Source organism: Paracidovorax sp. (assembly GCF_057642795.1).
Map to the genome: position 1 here is coordinate 330251 of NZ_JBXYZY010000001.1, position 19593 is coordinate 349843.

General features: G+C 69.3%; 17 protein-coding genes. 7 read left to right on the forward strand and 10 right to left on the reverse strand.

What is annotated here, in order from left to right; all coding sequences use genetic code 11:
* Window positions 1-80 precede the first annotated feature (80 nt).
* Together gshA and AC3A84_RS01515 are read left to right on the forward strand one after the other, a co-directional pair.
* Window positions 81-1616, forward strand: a complete 1536-nt coding sequence (gshA, locus tag AC3A84_RS01510) for a glutamate--cysteine ligase (protein ID WP_487967978.1) — start codon at window positions 81-83, stop codon at window positions 1614-1616.
* A 151-nt stretch (window positions 1617-1767) separates the two neighbouring features.
* Window positions 1768-3984, forward strand: a complete 2217-nt coding sequence (locus AC3A84_RS01515; protein ID WP_487968221.1) for an FUSC family protein — start codon at window positions 1768-1770, stop codon at window positions 3982-3984.
* A gap of 159 nt (window positions 3985-4143) precedes the next feature.
* Here AC3A84_RS01515 and AC3A84_RS01520 read toward each other — a convergent pair whose 3' ends face one another.
* The 3 genes from AC3A84_RS01520 to AC3A84_RS01530 all read right to left on the reverse strand — a co-directional run bounded on the left by AC3A84_RS01520 (window position 4144) and on the right by AC3A84_RS01530 (window position 6075).
* Window positions 4144-5295, reverse strand: a complete 1152-nt coding sequence (locus tag AC3A84_RS01520) for a GAF domain-containing sensor histidine kinase (protein ID WP_487967979.1) — start codon at window positions 5293-5295, stop codon at window positions 4144-4146.
* A gap of 109 nt (window positions 5296-5404) precedes the next feature.
* A complete protein-coding gene (locus AC3A84_RS01525) occupies window positions 5405-5809 on the reverse strand; it encodes an oxidoreductase-like domain-containing protein (protein ID WP_487967980.1) in 405 nt (134 codons plus the stop codon).
* A 20-nt stretch (window positions 5810-5829) separates the two neighbouring features.
* Window positions 5830-6075 (reverse strand): hypothetical protein, encoded by a 246-nt coding sequence (locus AC3A84_RS01530; RefSeq protein ID WP_092936854.1) that lies wholly within the window; start codon window positions 6073-6075, stop codon window positions 5830-5832.
* A gap of 88 nt (window positions 6076-6163) precedes the next feature.
* Between AC3A84_RS01530 and ylqF the strand changes: the two genes are divergently transcribed.
* Window positions 6164-7084 (forward strand): ribosome biogenesis GTPase YlqF, encoded by a 921-nt coding sequence (gene ylqF, locus AC3A84_RS01535; protein WP_487967981.1) that lies wholly within the window; start codon window positions 6164-6166, stop codon window positions 7082-7084.
* Window positions 7085-7183: 99 nt separating this feature from the next.
* On the opposite strand, the gene AC3A84_RS01540 is transcribed toward ylqF, so the two are convergent.
* From AC3A84_RS01540 to AC3A84_RS01555, 4 genes are all read right to left on the reverse strand, one after another.
* Window positions 7184-9148 (reverse strand): hypothetical protein, encoded by a 1965-nt coding sequence (locus AC3A84_RS01540; RefSeq protein ID WP_487967982.1) that lies wholly within the window; start codon window positions 9146-9148, stop codon window positions 7184-7186.
* A gap of 162 nt (window positions 9149-9310) precedes the next feature.
* The gene (locus AC3A84_RS01545; RefSeq protein ID WP_487967983.1) at window positions 9311-9775 is read right to left on the reverse strand and encodes a hypothetical protein; all 465 of its coding nucleotides are present in this window, start codon (window positions 9773-9775) and stop codon (window positions 9311-9313) included.
* A gap of 153 nt (window positions 9776-9928) precedes the next feature.
* Complete coding sequence (locus AC3A84_RS01550; RefSeq protein ID WP_487967984.1) at window positions 9929-11164, reverse strand: MFS transporter; 1236 nt, start codon at window positions 11162-11164, stop codon at window positions 9929-9931.
* A 51-nt stretch (window positions 11165-11215) separates the two neighbouring features.
* Window positions 11216-11671, reverse strand: coding sequence for a RidA family protein (locus AC3A84_RS01555; protein WP_487967985.1), 456 nt, complete (start codon window positions 11669-11671; stop codon window positions 11216-11218).
* Window positions 11672-11815: 144 nt separating this feature from the next.
* Here AC3A84_RS01555 and soxR point away from each other — a divergent pair, with 144 nt between their 5' ends.
* Window positions 11816-12400 carry a redox-sensitive transcriptional activator SoxR gene (gene soxR, locus AC3A84_RS01560; protein ID WP_487967986.1) on the forward strand — a complete coding sequence of 195 codons (585 nt, stop codon included), beginning with the start codon at window positions 11816-11818 and terminating at the stop codon, window positions 12398-12400.
* A gap of 89 nt (window positions 12401-12489) precedes the next feature.
* Here soxR and AC3A84_RS01565 read toward each other — a convergent pair whose 3' ends face one another.
* Complete coding sequence (locus AC3A84_RS01565) at window positions 12490-13317, reverse strand: pseudouridine synthase (RefSeq protein ID WP_487967987.1); 828 nt, start codon at window positions 13315-13317, stop codon at window positions 12490-12492.
* A 200-nt stretch (window positions 13318-13517) separates the two neighbouring features.
* Here AC3A84_RS01565 and AC3A84_RS01570 point away from each other — a divergent pair, with 200 nt between their 5' ends.
* The 3 genes from AC3A84_RS01570 (at window position 13518) to AC3A84_RS01580 (ending at window position 17346) form a co-directional block, all read left to right on the forward strand.
* The gene (locus tag AC3A84_RS01570) at window positions 13518-14354 is read left to right on the forward strand and encodes a GNAT family N-acetyltransferase (protein ID WP_092936840.1); all 837 of its coding nucleotides are present in this window, start codon (window positions 13518-13520) and stop codon (window positions 14352-14354) included.
* Window positions 14355-14677: 323 nt separating this feature from the next.
* Entirely contained in the window at window positions 14678-16885 is a 2208-nt protein-coding gene (gene ppk1, locus AC3A84_RS01575; protein ID WP_487968222.1) for a polyphosphate kinase 1, read from the forward strand.
* Window positions 16882-17346 carry a SixA phosphatase family protein gene (locus AC3A84_RS01580; RefSeq protein ID WP_487967989.1) on the forward strand — a complete coding sequence of 155 codons (465 nt, stop codon included), beginning with the start codon at window positions 16882-16884 and terminating at the stop codon, window positions 17344-17346. The genes ppk1 and AC3A84_RS01580 overlap by 4 nt, the downstream gene beginning before the upstream one ends.
* A gap of 118 nt (window positions 17347-17464) precedes the next feature.
* Here AC3A84_RS01580 and AC3A84_RS01585 read toward each other — a convergent pair whose 3' ends face one another.
* Entirely contained in the window at window positions 17465-18028 is a 564-nt protein-coding gene (locus AC3A84_RS01585) for a hypothetical protein (protein WP_487967990.1), read from the reverse strand.
* Window positions 18029-18092: 64 nt separating this feature from the next.
* Window positions 18093-19574, reverse strand: a complete 1482-nt coding sequence (locus AC3A84_RS01590) for a Ppx/GppA phosphatase family protein (RefSeq protein ID WP_487967991.1) — start codon at window positions 19572-19574, stop codon at window positions 18093-18095.
* Window positions 19575-19593 lie beyond the last annotated feature (19 nt).

The following is a 19593-nucleotide window of genomic DNA, read 5'->3' on the forward strand; positions in this document are numbered from 1 at the left end:
GCTCCCGCTCGACCCACTACGCAGGCGGCAGCGCCGTGCTAAGTTCCGCCTCCACAAGAGATGGACCAGCGGATAAATACATGACAAAACTACACGAGCGCATCGGCGCGCAATCCTCGGACCGCCTGGCAGGTATCCGCCGGGGCGTGGAAAAAGAGGGCCTGCGCGTGTTGCCCTCCGGGGCCCTGGCCCTCACTCCGCATCCCGACGCCCTGGGGGCCGCACTGACCCACCCGTTGATCACCACCGATTTCAGCGAGTCACAGCTCGAGTTGATCACCGGCGCGCACCGCAGCGCTCAGGCCACCCTCGACGAGTTGGTCGAAGTCCACCAGTTCACGTACCGGGCGCTGGCACAGCAGCCAGGCGGCGGGGAGATGATGTGGGTGTCCAGCATGCCCTGCGGCCTGCCTACCGATGAGACCATTCCCCTGGGGCGCTACGGCTCGTCCAACATCGGGCGGGCCAAGAGCGTCTATCGGATGGGCCTGGGCCACCGTTATGGTCGGCGTATGCAGACCATTTCGGGCATCCACTACAACTGGTCGCTGCCCGGCGTGACAAGCGAGGAGTACTTTGCGCTGATCCGCAACTTCCGCCGCAGCGCCTTCGTGCTGCTGTACCTTTTCGGCGCATCGCCGGCGCTGTGCCCCTGTTTCGTGGCGGGGCGCGAGCACCATCTGCAGCCGCTGGGCGATGGCCGCAATGCGTTGTACCTGCCGCATGCCACGTCGTTGCGCATGGGGCGCCTGGGTTACCAGAGCGATGCCCAGGCCACGCTGGCGGTGAGCTACAACGGGCTCAAGGGCTACGCCGATTCGCTGCACGACGCGTTGACGCGGCCCTACCCGGACTACGAGGCCGTGGGCGTGATGAACCTCGGCGGCGAATACAACCAATTGGGGACCAGCCTGCTGCAGATCGAGAACGAGTTCTACGGCACCATCCGCCCCAAGCGCACCGTGCGCACGGGCGAGCGCCCGCTGCATGCCCTGCGCGAGCGCGGCGTCGAATACGTCGAGGTGCGGCTGATGGACCTGGACCCGTTCGAGCCGGTGGGCATCAACGCGCAGACCATGCGCCTGCTGGACGTATTCCTGCTGCATTGCCTGTTCTCGGACAGCCCGCCCGACACGCCGGCCGAGATCGCCGAGCTCAAGCACAACCAGCACCTGGCCGCCGAGCGCGGCCGCGAGCCCGGCCTGCAGCTCATGCGCGCCGGCCGCAGCGTGGCCCTGACCGACTGGGCTGCCGAGTTGCTGGCCGAGTGCGCCCCCCTCGCCCAGGCCCTCGATGCCGCCCAGCACACCGACGCCCACGCCCAGGCCCTGGCCGCGGCGCAGGCCCTGGTGGCGACGCCCGAGCAGACGCCTTCGGCCCGCGTGCTGCAGGTACTCGCCGAGCGTCATGCGGGCAACTTCACGGCATTCGCGCTGGAGCGATCGGCCGCCGCGCGCGACTATCTGCTCGCGCAGCCCTGGTCGGCCGACCAGCAGCAACGCCATGCAGGCTACGTGGCGCAGTCGATCGCGGAGCAAAAGGCCATTGAGGCCGCCGACACGCTGCCCTTTGAAGCCTGGCGCCAGCAATACATGTCCGTGGAGCAGTTGGGCTGACGGCCTTGCTGAACAGCGGAGGCAGGCGCGGCACGGGCGTGGCACCATCCGGTGCCGCCCGGTTGCCCGGCGATGGCCGCCCTTTCACACTGTGATCGTGAAACTCTTTCAGACCCCGAACGCTTCCCTGTCCCGCCGCCTGCGCGCCGCCATGCGCGGTGCCCTGAGCCACTACGTCGCCAACGGGCTGTCGGTCGCACTGGGGCTGATGCTGATCGCGGCGGGCGTCCATGTCTTCATCGGTGCGGCAGCCGCCTCCGCCGCAGCGGTAGGCGTGATCGTCACCACGCCGCCGGACCTGCCAGGGCCGCGCCGCGGCAAGTTCTGGCAGATGCTCCCGGCGCCGCTGCTGGGCCTGCCGCTCTTTTTCGGCGTGCAGCTGCTGCAGGACGATCCCGTGTCCCTGGGGGTGCTGATCGTGGTGGCGGCCTTCGTTTCCTTCCTGGCCATGGCCTGGGGCAAGCGGGGTGTGCCGGTCGCCATTGCGCTGATTTTCTCGGCCATCTTCAGCATGGCCGTGCCCACCCACGAAGGCCGCAATGCTCTGGACGCCGCCTTGCGCACCACTGCGTTCTTTGGTCTGGGCTCCGGGCTCTATGTGGTCTATTCGGTGCTGGCGCATCTGGCGCTCAACGGCCGCTACCGCGTGCAGTTGCTGGCCGACACGCTGCTGGCCCTGGCCGCGCTCATGCGCGCGCAGGCGCGGCATTTCGGCAGCGGCACGCAGCAGGGGCAGGGCGATGCCGCTCCAGCCTCGGGCGAGCCTGACCCCGACCAGGTCCTCATCGGCGACCTGCTGGCCCGCCACGCAGCGCTGGCCGACCAGCTGCAGTCCACCCGCGATGTGGTGCTGGAATCGCCGCGCACCCCGCGCCGTCAGCGGCTGGCGGGCATGCTGCTGCTGGTGCTGGAGATGCGCGACCATCTGCTCGCTTGCGAGCTCGATCTGGACACGCTGCTGTCGCAGCCCGGCCATGCCCATGGCCTGCGCCAGATCCAGGCCGTGCTGCGGGAGATGGCGGCCGACATCGCCCAGCTGGCCGATGCCTTGCTGCTGGCGCGCATGCCCCCGCCGATGACCGACCGACGTGCGAGGCTGGCGCAATTGCGCTGGTCTCCGGGCGACGACCAAGATCCGGCTGACGCCTTTGCGCCGTGGAACGGCCCCGGCCCGTCGCCGCAGCTGTTGGCGCGTGCGCTGGCCGACCGCATGGGGCACGTCAATGACGAGGCCCTGCGCCTGGTGGCGCTGGCCCGGGGCGAGGTCGAGCCCAACCTGGCGGTGGTGCGTGCCCACTGGCAGATGTTCGTCAGCCCGACGACCTGGTCTCTGGCTCCCTTCCTCTCGCTCTGGCGCTGGGACGCGCCGCCGCTGCGCCATGCGCTGCGCGCCGCTTTGGCGATGGGTGCGGGCTACACCGTTTCGCAGGCGCTGCCCTGGGGCACGCATCCCTACTGGATCCTGCTGACCATTGTGGTGGTGCTGCGCGGCAGCCTCGCGCAGACCCTGGAACGCCGCAACGCGCGGGTGGCAGGCACGCTGCTGGGCTGTGTGCTCGCGCTGTCGGTGCTCTCCGCCCATCCGTCGCCGCTCGCGTTGATCGCTGTGCTCACGCTGGCGCAGGCCGTGGCCCATGCTTTCGCCGTGCGGCGCTACCTCATCACGGCCGTGGCTGCCACCGTGCTGGGGCTGGTGCAGTCGCACATGCTGAACGTGGGAGTGAGCCCGTCCTTCGCGCTGTTCGAGCGCCTGGCCGATACTTTGATCGGCACCGGCATCGCCTGGGCGTGCAGCTACGTGCTGCCGTCCTGGGAGCGCGGGCAGATCCCGGCCCTGGTGACCCGCACGGTGGCCGCGCAAGCGCGCCATGCGCGCCTGGCACTGGGCCTGGGCCAGCTGCAGGCGGTGGACAACGCACCTGAGCTGGACTGGCGGCTGGCACGGCGCGAGGCCTACGACAGCCTCTCTGCCCTGGTGCAGGCGACCCAGCGATCGATCAAGGAGCCGCGCGCCGTGCGCCCGCCGATCGAGCGGCTGCAGCGGCTGCAGGCCTATTGCTACCAGCTGCTGGCTCAGCTGACCGCCGTGAAGTCCATGCTGTTGCTGCGCCGCGGACGCCTGAACGCGTCCTTCATCGCCGCACCGCTGGCGCAGGCCGCTGACCGCATCGACGCCATCTTGCTCGGCCCTGCGTCGCCGGCACCTGATGCTGCGCAAACCAGCCCGGAAGCAGCCCCCGGCCCCGAGCCTTTGCCTGACCCTTTTGAGAGCGACCTGAATCCGTGGGTGCTGCGGCGGCTCGATCTGGCCCTGCTGTTGGCCGGGCAACTGCGCCGCGAGGCCGATCAGGTACGGCAGCAGCCTTAGAGCGGCTCACACAAGCTGACTGGCGGCGTCGCGGGCCCTGTGTTGTCTTCAATGCGGAGCCTCGCCAGAACCGCGTTGCTGGGTGGTGTGAGCCGCGCCTGGAAGCGGTGCATTCCAGCTGCCATGGCCGCAGCGGGGATTCGGCTCCGGCTCAGTGCGTCATTCGCACGGCAGCGTGATGGTGACCGAGGTGCCCGCGCCTTCGCAGCTTTCGATGCGGACACGGCCGTGGTTGGCCTCCACCAGGGACTTGACGATGGCCAGGCCCAGACCCACTCCGTCGTCGCGTGCGCGGGCTGCGTCGCTCTGCCAGCCGGCGTTGAAGGCCTGTGCCACGTCCTGCGGGCTCATGCCCACGCCGTTGTCGCTGACCACGATGTCCACCAGGGGCGACCCGCCGATGCGCGCGCCGCTCACGCTCACCACGCTGCCTTGCGGGGAGTACTTGAGCGAATTTCCGACGAGGTTGCCCAGCACGCGCACCAGCTGGCCATAGTCCACGCGCACGACGGCTTCGGGCAGCGCGTGCAACTGCAGCGTGATGCGGCTCTTCTCGGCGAGCGGCGCCATCATGTGGACGGCGTCCCGCGCCAGCGTCCTCACCGGGATCGGCTGCATGGCGGGCGCCGCCTCGCTGGGTTTGAGTACGCCCTCGACCATGGTGGCCATCACGTCGATGACGGCCTGCATTCGCTGCAAAGTGGCCTCTTGGTGGGCCGCGGCCCCGCTGCGTTGCAGCAGCCGCGTGCTCAACTGCAGCACCTGCAGCGGGGTGCGCAGGTCGTGGGCCACCACGGCCAGTACCTGCTCCCGCGCCAGTGCCTGGCTGCGCGCGCTCTCTGCTGCCTGTTGCGCGGCCGTGAGCGCGGCGCGCAGGTGCAGTTCGCGTGCGGCCGAAACGGCCAACTCTTGGATGGTCTCGAGTTCGTGAGCCGTCCATGCTCGCGGTTTGACGTCGATCACGCAGAAGCTGCCGATGTTCTGGCCCCCGGACTTCAGCGGCACGCCCACGTAGGCGCGCACGCCCAGGCTCTGCACCGTGGGCACGCTGGCCCAGATGGGCGTGGCGTGGGTGTCCTCGATCACCAGCGCATCGCTGCGGTCCAGTGTGAAATGGCAGAAGGTCAGGCCTTCCATCTGCCGGGCCTGCGCCAGCCCGTCGGGAAAGCCGCACTGGCTCTTGTAGAAGTCCCTGTGCTCATCGACGATGGTGATGAAGCATGCTGCGGCATTGAGCAGCCGGGCCGCGGTGGCGGTCAGTCCGTCGAAGCCGGGCTCGGCCGGGGAGTCGAGCAGGTCTGTCGTGCGCACGGCCAGCAGCCGCTGCGGGTCGCGCTAGATGGCGAGCGCCTGGCCCCGCATATCGGGTGAACGAGCGACACCGGCTGCGTCAGGGGCGGTCTGGCGGGATGGTCGGACCTCAGGAGTCGGCATGGCGGGGCGGGATGTGCGAAAGAGAAGACGGGTTTGAGCGGTCGGCTGGTGTGCATGAGCCGCCGTCGCAGTGGGGCAAAGGAGCGCCGGAGCGCGGCGGCACAGGGCTGGAGGTCGCGCGGGAAGTGTCAGGCGGGGACGCGGCCAGCAGGTCCTCTGCGTCTTCGCACCACCACTCTGCCGCCGCGTAAAAGCCGTCCCACACGCAGCCATTGCAGCCGCGACCGCAGCAGGTGGTGGGCTCCGGCGGAGGTTCTCGTAGCGCCAGTCCTGCGTCGGTCAGATGCTGGCGCAGCAGCGCAAAGCGGCGGCGCATGCGCGGCAGCGCTTCGCACGATGGCGATGCTCCGGCATGCGGGGTGGCTGGATCGGTCGAGGGAGTCGGCGCCATCGGCCTGCGCGATGTGGGGATCAGTAGCGCCGGCGGCCACCGTAGCGCCGCAGGGCATAGCGAACGAGGAAGGCGATGCCCAGCACCAGGGCGAACCAACCCACCAGGTAGGCCTGCCGCATCATGTCGCCCACGCTGGATGATTTGGCCACGTAGGGTGCCAGCAGCACGATGAGCCCGATGAGCGCACAGGTCACCCCCTTGAACAGCAGTTCGGCTTCGGCCTTCTTGCTGGGGCGGTGGACGGGAGGCGAGGGCAGGGGCATGAGGGGCAATCGGTTCGTGGGGGAAAGGCCAGGCCGCGATTATCCTTGTCGCCCCGACAAGCTCCCCAGAACGCGAAAGAAAAAGCCCATGGCCATCCAGTGGTTCCCCGGTCACATGCACTCCACCCGCAAGGCGATCGCCGAGCGCATCAAGGACATCGACGTGGTGATCGAGCTGCTGGACGCGCGCCTGCCCGGCTCCAGCGCCAACCCGCTGCTGGCCGAACTGACCGGCCACAAGCCCTCGGTGAAGGTACTGAACAAGCAGGACGTGGCCGATCCGGCCCGCACGCCGCTCTGGCTGGACTGGTACAACGCCCGCGCCGAAACCCGCGCCATCGGGCTCGATGCCTCCGAGCCCGCGCCTGCCCGCCGGCTGATCGAGGCCTGCCACCAGCTCGCGCCCCAGCGCGGCGGCATGGCCAAGCCCATGCGGGTGCTTATCTGCGGCATTCCGAACGTGGGTAAGTCCACCCTGATCAACACGCTGAGCGACAAGCGCCAGGCCAAGACGGGCGACGAGGCCGGCATTACCAAGCTGGAGCAGCGCATCACGCTGGCCGACGATTTCTACCTGTGGGACACGCCCGGCATGCTCTGGCCGCGCATCACCATTGAGGAAAGCGGCTACAAGCTCGCCGCCAGCGGCGCCGTGGGCCGCAACGCCTACGACGAGGAAGAGGTGGCGCTGGAGCTTCTGGCCTACCTCAAGCGGCACTACGCGAGCCTGCTGGAGGCGCGCTACCGCCTGGGCCTGAGCGACGAATCGATCGCCGCGCTCCACGATGAAGAGCTGCTGGAAGCCATCGCCCGCAAGCGCGGTGCGGTGATGTCCGGCGGGCGGGTCAACCTGCAAAAGGGCGCCGAGCTGGTGATGACGGACCTGCGCAGCGCGGTGCTGGGCCGGGTGACCCTGGAGACTCCCGCCGAGTTCGAGGTGTGGCGCGCTGCTGCGGAGTTGAAGGAGGCCGAGCGGGCCGCGAAGAAGGCAGCGCGCAAGGGGCGGTAAGAGGCGCAGTCAGCGAGGGCTGCGGCTGCCCGGGGCGTCCACTCCTCGCTCCAGGCCTGCGCAGGGGCTGTGCTGCCGAGGTCGCGGCGTGCCTTGCGGTCACCACCGGATGCCCGCTTCCGCCTCGCCAGTCCAGAACAGCCAGCGCACTGCTTCCACATACCGCGAGTCGCCTTCCGCGAAAGGATCGGGCCCGCCGGACTTGCGCAGCACTGCCAGCTCGCCGCCGGCGGTGCCGGCCACCACGGTGCGCCCGTCGGGTGACACGGCCAGCCCGGTGATCGCCGTGGTCGACACGCGGTGTTGCCAGAGCCGGCGGCCGGCGGCTTGGTCTTGCGCCTGCAGCATGCCGTGCGCATCGCCGGAAACCGTCCACCCCGGACCGCAGGCCAGGACCGCGCCGCCGCTGCCATCGGGAATTCCCGCGGCAGGGGTTTCGGCGGCCATTGCAGCCGCCACTTCGACCTGTGCGGCCGACAGCGGCATGCGGCGCAACGTGCCCTGCAAATCGAACCCCATCCAGTGGACCTCGTGCGCGCCGGATGCGTCCGCTACCCCCGCCGCGATGAGCCCGCTCGCATCGGGCAGCCAGATCACGGGGCCCACACGCCGGCCGAGCGTGGCGGCCGGCTCCGCATAGCAGCTCGGCGCATAGGCGAAGCGCCGGCGAAAGCGGACGGCCATCTCGTCAGCGCCTTTTCCTGCGCTGCTCACCAGGCGGGCCAGGGCGAGCACCCGCGCTGCATGCAGGGTGCGGGGGTCGGCGCCTGCCGGCAGGCCGCGGCGCTGCCGTGCGGCGCGGGAGCGGCCAGACGTTTGCCAGGCGTGCGACAGCGCCAGCCAGGCGGCATGAGGCGGGGCTGGTGCGAGGTGCGAGTCCTCCGCTTCTGGCGAAGGCAGGGGATGGTCGTGGGTCAGCCATTGCAGGGCATGGGACCACCCGGCGGGATCGGCGTTCGTCTCGCCACCCTTGGTGCCGTGGCCCGCGTCGGGTGCATGGATGCGCTGCAGATGCGCCTCGGCCCGCGCCAGCAGCTGCAGCAAGTGTTCGGTGTGATCGACCGCCTCCGGCGGCAGAGGCTCACGGGCGTCGGTCCAGCGCTGGGCGTAAGTGATGCGCAGCTTGGCGTCCGCCCCCGCATGCGCCTGGTCGCGGCCGGCGGCGGCCTCCAGCTGATAGCAGGCGACGGCGTCATCGTGGTCGCCATCGTCGCTGTCGCCCGCATGCGTCGAGCCGCCGCTGCCTTCGATGCCTGCCGACGTTCGCCAGCCCAGACGCAAGGCCGCGCCCTCCTGCGCTCCGTGGCGCCGGACGCCGGGTGCAGCGGGGGCCAGGGGCGGGCGGGTGCCAATCCAGAGCGGGCCCTGCCACTGGCCCTGCAGCGCCGCCCAGCGCCCGCCCTGCGGCTGCTGTGCGAAGCGGGGCAGCAGCGCGAGCAGTTCGATGCGCTCGGGCGTCCACTCGGACAGCAGCCGATCGCGCAGCGGGTAGCGCAGCTGCCGGTGAGCCAGCGCCTTGCGCCAGTAGTCCAGCAGGCCCTGCCAGGCCTGCTGGCAGGCTGCAAGGGCGGCGGCGGCGGTGCTGTCCGCACCCGCACCTTCGGGCAGCGGGCGCCAGTGGGCTTCGCCGCGGCCGCTTGCGCCATGGCGGCGGTAGAGGCGGGTGAAGCCGCCCCGTGCCGCAGGCCGGCGCAACAGCCAGCCGCCGGCCTGAGCGGCCACGGCGCGCAGCACGCTGCCGGTGGCGGCGGCGGCGGCGGCGGCGGCGGCGGGCGCGTCTGCGACCCAGAAATCCCACTGCTGCCAGACGGTGAGAAAGAGGCCGTCGTGGTAGGTGTCACCGTCCTCGTCCACGTGGGCGCGGGTGAGCAGGAAGTCCGTGTCGCCGAACCAGCCTTGGGCCTTATGGTGGCTCTTGTCGGGCAGGGAGGCCCTCAGCAATAGACGCAGCCCGGCCGCATCGAGCGGTGTGCTTCCGTCCGGAAGGAGGGGCAGGCCGGGCAAGGGGTTGCCCTGCGGCACATGGGCCACCGGCGGCGACAGAGGCGTGGGAGAGGAGTTCATGCGGCAGCCGCCACTGTGCCATGGCCCGCATGCCTGCGTGGCGACCGCCTGGCAGCGCTAACACCGCCAGACGAGCCGGCGGGGCCGTGGAGGCCCCGCAGGTCAACGATGAGCGCAGTGCAGATGCGGCGCCGATAACTTTGCGCGTTCGTTCGCCGATGGTCAGGCAGCCCGGTCGCGCTGGGGCGCGTCGTCGTCCTGCGCCTGTGCGGCCTCGGCATAGTCATGTTCGACGGCATGTCCGTCCTGCGAGGTCTCGGGGTCCGGCACGGGCTGGCTGTCGGCGGAGTTCGCTGCCGCTTGCTGCTGTTGTTGCTGTTGCCCTTGCGCGTCAACTGGCTGTTCCGCCAAAGCGGCCGAGCCTTCAGCTTGAGGCGCCTCGGGGGCTTCGATGGGCCCGCCGTCCACACGGATCTTGCCTTCTCGGGCATAGCGATCGAAATCGTCCCGCGGGATGGCCGCTACGCCTGCGGCGTTGTTGTCGGCGGTCCAGCTCAGCGTCACGCTGTCGTGCGAGTGGACCAGCTCGACCGGGCCTTGGGGGATGGGGATGGGCATGCCGTCGCCTTCGCGGTAGGTGACTTCGCCCTGAATGATGCCTTGTTGTGTGGGATGGGATGTGCTCATATGCGTCCTCCTGGGGTGGATGGGCGCCGGGGGGCGCTGTGGTGTCCCCATTACACCGGGGTGGGCGCGCCGGGCGTGTCGGACAAAGCGCGATCCGGCGGTGCAGATTGAGGCCGAAGGCTTGTCCTGCGCAGGTTCCGCCAGGGCGGAATGCTATGCTTTTGATAGTGAATGCGCCCCGCCCGCAGCTTGAGCCCGGGCGAGCCGGCTGTCGTGCCAGCAGGCGACACCGTTGCACAGGGCGATCGCCGCGCCAGCGGCGCAGGTGGCGGGCCACCCGCCGTGCTGCCACGCCAGCGAACCGACGGCCGATCCGGCCGCCGCACCCGTGAAGTAGCCCGTCATGTACACCGCGTTCAGGCGCGAGCGTGCATCGGGTGCCAGCGCGTAGATCACGTTCTGGTTGCTGATGTGCACGCCCTGTAGCGCCAGGTCGATCAGCAGCATGCCGGCCAGGAACCACAGGATGCTGCCGCCGCCCAGCCAGAGCGGCAGCCAGCTCAGGAGCACCAGCAGCACCGACACGCGCGTGGTCCACTGCTCGTAGCCCTTGTCGGCCATGCGGCCGGCTACGTTGGCCATCAGCGCGCCGGCTACGCCGGCCAGCCCGATGAGGCCGATCTGCGCGTCGCCCAGGCCGTGCGCCGGGCCGCCCAGCATCAGGGCCATGGTGGAGAAGAGCGCACTCACCGAGGCGAATGAAAGCCCGCCCAGCAGCGCCCGGCTGCGCAGGCGCGGGTGGCGCGCGGCCAGCGTGCCCAGCGAGCGCAGCACCTGCAGGTAGCCCGGCGCATTGCGCGGGCGCGTGAGCGGCGGCAGCGCGAACCAGAGCGCCAGTGCCACCAGCAGCGTGGCCACGCCCGCCACGCGATAGACCAGGTTCCAGCCGCCCAGGCCCGAGAGCAGCCCGGCCACGCTGCGGGCGGCCAGGATGCCGATCAGCAGCCCGCTCATCACCAGGCCTACTGCGCGCCCGCCCCGCCCGGGCGCGGCCAGGCTGGCGGCCAGCGGCACCAGCACCTGCGCGGCCACGGAGAAGAGCCCCGTCATGACGGTGCCCACGGCCAGCAGCCAGAAGCTGCCCGCGAAGCCGCTCAGGAAAAGGCCAGCGGAGGCCAGCACCATCAACGAGACGATGAGCCGGCGCCGCTCCAGCTTGTCGCCCAGCGGCACCAGCAGCAGCAGCCCGCAGGCGTACGACACCTGCGCGAGCGTCACGGTGAGTGCGGCGGTGGCATCGCTCACCCGCAGGTGCTGCGCGATGGAGTGCAGCAGCGGCTGGTTGTAGTAATTGGCGCCGGCGCAAAGGCCGCAGGCCAGGGCCATCAGCAGCAGCACGGGCGTGGTGAGCGGGGCGGGCTCCGCAGGGGGTATGGCGTGGTCGGTCATGGGGCGAGCGAAGTGGATGGTTGTCTGGGGCGGGGAGGGTGTGCGCCCGGCTCAACGCGCGTCGTGGGGCGGCAGATAGGCCGTGGCGTCGATTTCGAAGAGCATGCCATCGAGCGCCAGGCGCGGCACCGGAATCAGCGTGCAGGCCGGCGTGGGCGCGTCGCCCCAGATCGCCTGCAGGGCCTGCGAGAAGGTCTGCAGCCGCGTCGGGGAATGGTCCACCACCAGTGCCGTGAGGCGCGCCACATCGGCTGGGCGGGCGCCCGCCGCTCCCAGGGCGGTGACCAGATTGGCCAGGGCCTGCCGTACCTGGGCGTCGAAGCCGTCGGCCAGCCGGCCCTCTGCGTCTTCGCCTCCCTGGCCGGCGATGTGGACGATGCATGCCGGCAGGCGAGCCACTGCGACGTGCGAATAGCCGTTGGGGCGCGGGTCGTAGAGCCCGTCGGGGTTGTGGAAAGAAAGCGGGGGTGCTGGGCGCTGTACTGCGCGGACAGATGGGGAGTGCATGGCCTTAGTATCGAACCTCAAGTTGACTTGAGGTCAATGGCTTCGCGTGCCTTTGCGGCCGTTGCGGCCTGGCGCGGTGTCAGGGGACCTTGTCCGCCGCGTGTGGGCCTTCGTGTGTCTCCGTTCCTTCCTGCTTGATTCCACATGTCTTCCGCTCCTTCGAGAAAGAACGCTGCAGAGCCTGAACTGTCCGTAGGCGAGGTCGCCGTGCGCAGCGGGCTGGCTGTGTCGGCGCTGCGTTATTACGAGTCCCAGGGGCTCATCGCCAGCCTGCGCACCGCCGGCAACCAGCGGCGCTATCCGCGCTCGGTGTTGCGGCGGGTGGCGGTGATCAAGGTGGCGCAGCGCATGGGTGTGCCGCTTGCCGAGATTGCCCAGGCCCTGCAGGCGCTGCCCGCCAGCCGAACGCCCACGGCGGCGGACTGGCGCCGCATGTCGGCCCGATGGCGCGACGGTCTGCAGGAGCGCATCCGCCTGCTCACGCAGCTGCGCGACCAGCTCGACGGCTGCATCGGCTGCGGATGCCTGTCGCTCAAGGAATGCCCGTTGCGCAACGCGCAGGATGTGCTGGCAGACGCCGGGCCCGGGCCGCATTTCGATCCGGCCATGGGGCCCGAACGGGCCAAATCCAGGACCCGCGGTGCGTCTCGCCCAGCGTCGCAGGCCGGCGTGCAGAGTAGCCCGGAATCCGCAGCGGCGCATCCGGCCTGGATTTGGCCAAAATCCTAGCCACGCAACGGGCGAATCGCGCTGAAATGGCTTCTAGCCCAGGTAGATAAAGCGTATTGCGCTATTAAAACAATAGCTGTGTGGGCGGGTTACCGGAGCTGGTTCGCCGCCTCGCCTTCGTCGGGCGGGAGTGCTTCATCTGCCGGTGGAGTGCCGAGCGTGAAGGCCCAGGGCCATTGCTGGAACACCTTCTGCCAGGCCCGCAGATCGGGTACTTCCATGGGTGCGAGGGAAGCGTCCAGCGGCGCACCGGGCCAGGGCAGGCCGCTGTCGAGCACCAGCGTTTCTCCCGTCACCGGATGCGGCACCTGCAGCCGCCAGGCATGCAGCCAGAGCCGCTGCCCGCCCAGCCGCTCGGCCCACCAGCGGTTGAGCGGGCCCTTGCCGTGCGTGGCGTCGCCGAGGATGGGGTGGGCGATGTGCTTGAGGTGCCGGCGGATCTGGTGGCGCCGGCCCGTGGTGGGCTCGGCATGCACCAGGCTCGCGCGCGTGGTGGGAAAGCGCGCGTCGGCGGACTCGGGCAGTTCCAGCCGCGCCAGGCAGCGCAGCCGGGTGTGGGCGCTCTGCACGGGCGCATCGGGCGGCGCGTCGTCGGGGCGCAAGGGGTGATCGACCTGCACCTGCGCGGGCGCCCAGCCGCGCACCAGCGCCAGATAGTGCTTGCGCACGGCATGGTGCTCGAAGGACTGCGACAGCGCCCGCGCTGCGGCCGGATGCAGGGCCATCACCAGTACGCCGCAGGTGCCCTTGTCCAGCCGGTGTACCGGGTACACGAGCTGGCCGAGCTGGTCGCGCAAGGTCTGCATGACGAAGCGGGTCTCGCCCGCATCCAGGCCGGTGCGATGCACGAGCCAGCCGGCCGGCTTGTGGACGGCGACGAAGTGTTCGTCACGCCGGAGGATGGTGAGCGGGGGCATGCGGGAAGGGGCGGCAAATGAGGAGTGCGGGCGGGCAGGGCGCTGATTGTCTGTCATGTGCTTTTCACGCAGTGGACACCGACATGTCATGCCAGGCCGGCACATTGCGGTCAGCGGCAGCTGCGACAGGCCCCGTAGGGGCGCTGCAGGCGGTTTGCCGTACGGCGCAGCTTCTTGCGTTCCTACCTCAGGAGAACCGAATGAACGAATTGCCCACGCCCACCATGGCGCTCAGCCCAGCCACTCTGCCTCGGGGGTCACTTCACCGCCCTGGCAGCGAAGTGGGCGTGGGCGGGGCTGCGCAGGCGCGCGGCGGGATTGCGGTGGCGTGGGCGCGCCATCTAGACGAGGTTCGCGAGGCTCAGCGCCTGCGCTTTTCCGTCTTCGCATCCGAAATGGGCGCCCGGCTGAATACGCCGCTGCCACAGCACGACGTGGACCTGTTCGATGACTATTGTGAGCATCTGCTGGTCCGCGATGCAGACACGCAACAGGTGATTGGCACCTACCGCGTGCTGACGCCGGCACAGGCCCGGCGCGTGGGCGGCACCTATAGCGATACGGAGTTCGACCTGACTCGCCTGCGCACGCTGCGCTCGCGCATGGTCGAGCTGGGCCGCAGCTGCGTCCACCCCGAACATCGCCATGGCGGCGTGATCCTGGCCCTCTGGGGCGCACTGGCCGACTTCATGGTACGCAACCAGCTCGACACCATGATCGGCTGCGCCAGCATCCCCATGCTGCATAACGGCGTGGTCGGCGGCGACGCGGCGGCCAGCATCTGGCAGCAGTTGCGCCAGACCCACATGGCACCCATCGAATACCACGTGCTGCCCCGTCTGGCGCTGCCGGTGGAGCAGCTCGACGGGTCGCTGGACATCGAGCCCCCCGCGCTCATCAAGGGCTATCTGCGCCTGGGTGCCCGCGTGCTGGGCGCTCCGGCCTGGGACCCGGACTTCAACACCGCCGACCTGCCCATGCTCATGCGGCTGGCCGATCTGCCGAGCAAGTACCGCAAGCATTTCCTCGGCGCCTGAGGCGCCGGCTTCCGCCGCTGGGCGCCCGGCTGCCGGGCCTTCCCCGCAACCCGTGTGCGCCGGTGCGCAGGGCAGGCATTGTGTCGCCTTCGCCCGCACGTACACGCGGCTCTGCGGCAGGCTTCATGCGGCTGCGTCCTGAGTCGGTGCCTTCGCGGCAGCATCTGTTTGGCCGGTGTCCAGGGGCGTTTCGTGACGTTTTCATGTCGATGTCATCAAGCTGTAACTCAAACGTCTCATACTGTTCAGTGTCCGTGATTCCCCAACTGCCTGACATGCCTCTTCCCCCTTCTGCCAGCTTGTCCCGGCCCTCATCCCATGCGATGGACCCCGACGAATCCGGCAGCCCGACGGCCGATGCAGCGGCAACCTCTGCCTCATCTTTGCCCCCCCCTGTTTCGTCCCCGGCGGATGCTCCCGCCGAACCTGTCGCGGATTCCGTGCCTGCGCCCGTGGCCTCGCCGGTGCTGACGCTGCTGGACCGGGACCACTCCATCCTCGCTTTCAACCGCCGTGTGTTCGACTGGGCCTGTCGCACCGATGTGCCGCTGCTGGAGCGCTTGCGCTATCTCTGTATCGTCTCTTCCAACCTCGACGAATTCTTTGAGGTGCGCGCGGCCGCCCACCTCACGGCTGCCTGCAGCGGCGAGACCAAGGGCCCGTACAGCGTCGATTCGTTCGCGGCCCTCGCGGCCGACGCCCACGACCTGGTGGCCAAGCAATACGCGCTGTACAACGACTCGCTGGTGCCCGCTTTCGCCAAGGTCGGTATCCGCCTGGTGTCGCATGGCGAGCGTAACGGGGCGCAGCGCCGCTGGGTGCGCGACTACTTCATGCGCGACGTGCGGCCGTTGCTCATCCCGGTGGGGCTCGATCCCGCCCACCCTTTCCCGCAGGTGGCCAACAAGTCGCTGAACTTCATCGTGCGCCTGCGCGGCGACGACGCCTTCGGCCGCGAGAACGAGATCGCCATCGTCAAGGTGCCGCGCGTCCTGCCGCGCATGCTGCGGCTGCCGAAAGAGGTGGCGCCCACCGGTGTGCAGTGCGTGAGCCTCTCGAGCATCATCCGCACCCATCTGGCGGACCTCTTTCCGGGGCGCGAAGTGTCGGAGTTCTCGCAGTTCCGCGTCACGCGCCACTCCGATCTGGCGGTGGACGAGGACGACGTGCGCGACCTGCGCACCGCGCTGCGCCAGGGCCTGCAGCATCGCCATTACGGCCAGGCCGTGCGGCTTGAAGTGTCTGCCGGCTGTTCGCGCTTTCTCTCCGATTTCCTGCAGTCGCAGTTCGGCCTGCCCGCCGCCGCGCTCTACCGCGTTCATGGGCCCGTCAACCTCGTGCGCCTCTCGCAACTGGTCGATCTGGTCAACGATCCCTCGCTCATGTTCCCGCCCTGGCGCTCGGCCTGGCCGGCCCAACTGCCGCAGGGGGTCTCCATCCTGTCGCAGATGCGCAAGCGCGATGTGCTGATCCACCAGCCGTTCGAGAGCTTCGACGGCGTGCTCGCGTTCCTGCGCGAGGCCGTCAACGACCCGGACGTGCTGGTCATCAAGCAGACCATCTACCGCACCGGGTCCGACTCCGAGATGATGGACCTGCTGCGCGAGGCCGTGCGCCGGGGCAAGGAAGTGATGGCCGTGGTCGAGCTGAAGGCGCGCTTCGACGAAGAGGCCAACATCAACTGGGCCGAGGCGCTGGAATCCATCGGCGCGCAGGTGGTCTACGGCGTGGTGGGCCTCAAGACCCATGCCAAGATGATGCTGGTGACGCGCCGCGAAGGTCGCCACCTGCGTCGCTATGGCCACCTCTCGACCGGCAACTACAACCGGCGCACGGCTCGGCTCTATACCGACCTGAGCTACCTCACGGCCGATCCGCAGATCACCGCCGACATGGATGCGGTGTTTGACCACCTGGCCAGCCAGAATCCGCTGCCCAAGCTCAAGCGGCTGGTGATGGCGCCGTTCCATCTGCAGCGTTCCATGATCGCCTGCATCGACGCCGTGGGCGCCGCAGCGGCGCGCGGCGAAGATGGCCGCATCGTTGCCAAGATGAATGCGCTCACCGACGATGCGCTGATCCAGGCGCTGGTCCGCGCCGGCCAGAGCGGCGCACGCATCGACCTCATCGTGCGGGGCGCCTGCATGCTGCCTGCCCAGGTGCCGGGCGTGACGGACAACATCCGTGTGCGCTCGGTCATCGGCCGCTTCCTGGAGCACACGCGCGTGTTCTATTTCCGCGGCGGCGAGCGGGAAGACCTCTATCTCTCCAGCGCCGACTGGATGAACCGCAACATGCTTCGGCGTGTGGAGCTGGCCTGGCCCGTGACCGATGCCAAGCTGCGCCAGCGCATCATCGACGAGTGCCTGGTGGCGTATTTGCACGACGATCGCGACGCCTGGACGCTGCAGCCCGACGGGCAGTACCAGCGCGCTCCGCGTCCCCTGGACGGACGGGGCGCACAGGCGGCGCTCACCCTGCGTTACGGCCCTCAGGTGGTGGCCACCGCGGGACCGAACGGAATGCCTTGATGGATCTCATCCTGTGGCGGCATGCCGAGGCCGAAGAGGCCGCCGAGGGTTGCGATGACCTGGAGCGCGCCCTGACGAGTCGCGGCGAGAAGCAGGCTGCACGCATGGCCGGCTGGCTCGACCGGCAGCTGCCGGACGGACTGCGCGTGCTCGCCAGCCCTGCCAAGCGGACCGAACAGACCGCACGAGCACTGAGGCGCAAATTCAAGCTGCGTGCCGAGCTGCTGCCGGGTGGCTCTCCCGCTGAGTTGCTGGAGTTGGTGCAGTGGCCCCGCTCGCGTGGGGCGGTGCTGGTGGTGGGCCACCAGCCCATGCTGGGCCAGGTGGTTGCCCAGCTACTGGCGCTACAGGCCAGCGACTGCTCGATCCGCAAGGGTGCGGTGTGGTGGCTGCGGCATCGTCAGCGGCTGGAAACGGAAGAAACCGTGCTCATGGCCGTGCAGTCACCGGAATTTCTCTAGGCGGCTCGCAGAGCTGCTGGGCGGCCATCGCCGCCTGTTGCAGGCGGGCAAAGGCGGTGCCTGGCTGGATGAGGACCTTTGCAGGCCCGCGCGCGCGACCTGCTCGGTTGCTGCGCAATTACTTGCGTTCTGCCTTGGTGCGCTTGGCGGCCGGTGCGGCTTCGGCCGCAGCCTTGTCGTCGGCCTTCGGGCGGCCGGTCTTGATGGAGGGGACGGCCTGCAGCGCCTGCAGCAAGGCGGCATCCGTCAGGCCCGATAGCAGCTTGAGGCCGGCACGCAGCAGTTCGCTCTTCTTGGCCGTTTGCGAAAGCTTGCCGCTGCGCTGCTTCAAGCTTTCGATGACGGCGTACTCGTCCTTCGGAATCGTGAAGCTGTCGCGCACCATCTTCGGCTTCTTCGGCTTTGCGGCCTTATCGGCCACGGGCGCCGGAGCGGGCGTCGCGGCGGCCTTGGCCTTCACTGCGCTGCCGCGTTTGGCGGGCGCCGCCTTCTTGGCGGGCGCGGCGACGGCTGCAGCCACGGCGGCGGCGACGGGCTTGATGGCGGCCTTGGCAGGCTTCGTTGCGGGCTTGGCAGGGCTGGCCTTGACGGCTGCAGGAGCGGTTGCGGCGGCCTTGGTTTCGGCGGCCGCAGCTGGTGCCGCGGCGGTGGTGAGGGTGGAGTCGGTGGAGATAGTGGTCATGGAAGCTGTGTTGCAGAAAACGATGTAAACAGTTTATACCGTTTGTGCCTCACTGCAGCCTCTCTCAGCCCAGCTCGGCAACGAACTCCCACGGCGTCTTCTGCCAGGCGATGGCTTCGTCTCGCAGCAGGTGAGCCGACTGCGGATAGCTGGCGGCCCAGCCGGGGCGCGAGCGCACCACGCAGCGGTTGTCCTCCAGATGCAGGGTCAGACCTTCGATGTCGGGGTCGCGCCGCGCATGGCACAGTCCCACGGCCACCCGGAAGCACATCAGCTGCAGCGCGAAGGAGGGATCGCCCAGGTCCGCTTCGAGTTTGCGTACCTTGCCGCGATGGCCCAGCACCAGCAGGCCGAGGCGGTGGAGTTCTGACATCGCGAAGCCAGCGGCGTCGGTGTGTTCGAGGATGTAGGCACCGTGCCGGTGGTAGTCGGTGTGGGAAATGCGGCAACCCACTTCGTGCAGGTGCGCGGCCCAGTCGAGCTCGCGCATTTCCTTCTCGCTGCCGGTGGGGGCGGCGGCGCAGAAAAGGCGGCTGGCCACGCGGGCAACGCGTTCGGCGTGCGGTGTATCCACGCTGAAGCGTTGCATCAGCCCGCGCACGGTGGAGGAACGCAGGTCCGTCGCTGGCAGCTCTCGGTCGAGCAGGTCGTAGAGGGCGCCCTGGCGTAGCGCACCCTGGGCCACATGCATCTGCTCGATGCCCAGCAGGTCGAACACCGCGCGCAGCACGCTGATGCCGCCGCCGATGACGGCACGCCGGTCTTCCTTCAGCCCTTCCATGCGGACGCGGTCTGCGCTGCGTGCCTGCAGCAGTTGGGCCAGAAGCCAGTCCAGGCCCTGGCGGGTGATGATGCCGGGAGTGTTGCCGGGAACCGTGGCGAGCATCTCGCCGATGGCGCCGGCTGTTCCCGAGGAGCCGTAGGCCACGTCCCAGGCGTCGCGCCGGTACACGCCCAACGCTTCGTCGAGCACGGCCTTGGCGGCGATCTCGGCCATCATGAAGGCCTGTGCGTTGAACTGTCCTTCCGGGAAGTACCGCGTAGACCAGGCGACGCTGCCTACCCGGAAGGAGGCGACGGCGGATGGCGTGAACTGCTGCCCGAGGATCAGTTCAGTCGATCGCCCGCCGATGTCCACCACCAGGCGGCGTTCGTCCGACTGCGGCAGGAGGTGTGCCACGCCCTGGTAGATCAGGCGCGCTTCCTCGGGGCCGGAGATCACGTCGATGGCATGCCCCAGGATTTCGTTGCCGCGCTGGATGAAGACGTCACGGTTACGCGCCTCGCGCAGGGTCTGGGTGGCCACTGCACGCACATGGGCCGGGGCAAAGTTCGCAAGCCGTTCGGCGAAACGCGCCAGGCAGTCCCAGCCGCGCTGCATGGCCGCCGAAGACAGGTTGCGGTTCTCGTCCAATCCGTTGCCTTGGCGCACCGTCTCCTTCAGGTATTCCACCCGTTGGATGTGGCCGTGCTCGAAGCGGCCGATTTCGAGGCGAAAGCTGTTGGATCCCAAATCCACAGCCGCGAGCAATGTTCCGTCTTGCATGGGTAGGCGCAAAGCGCTG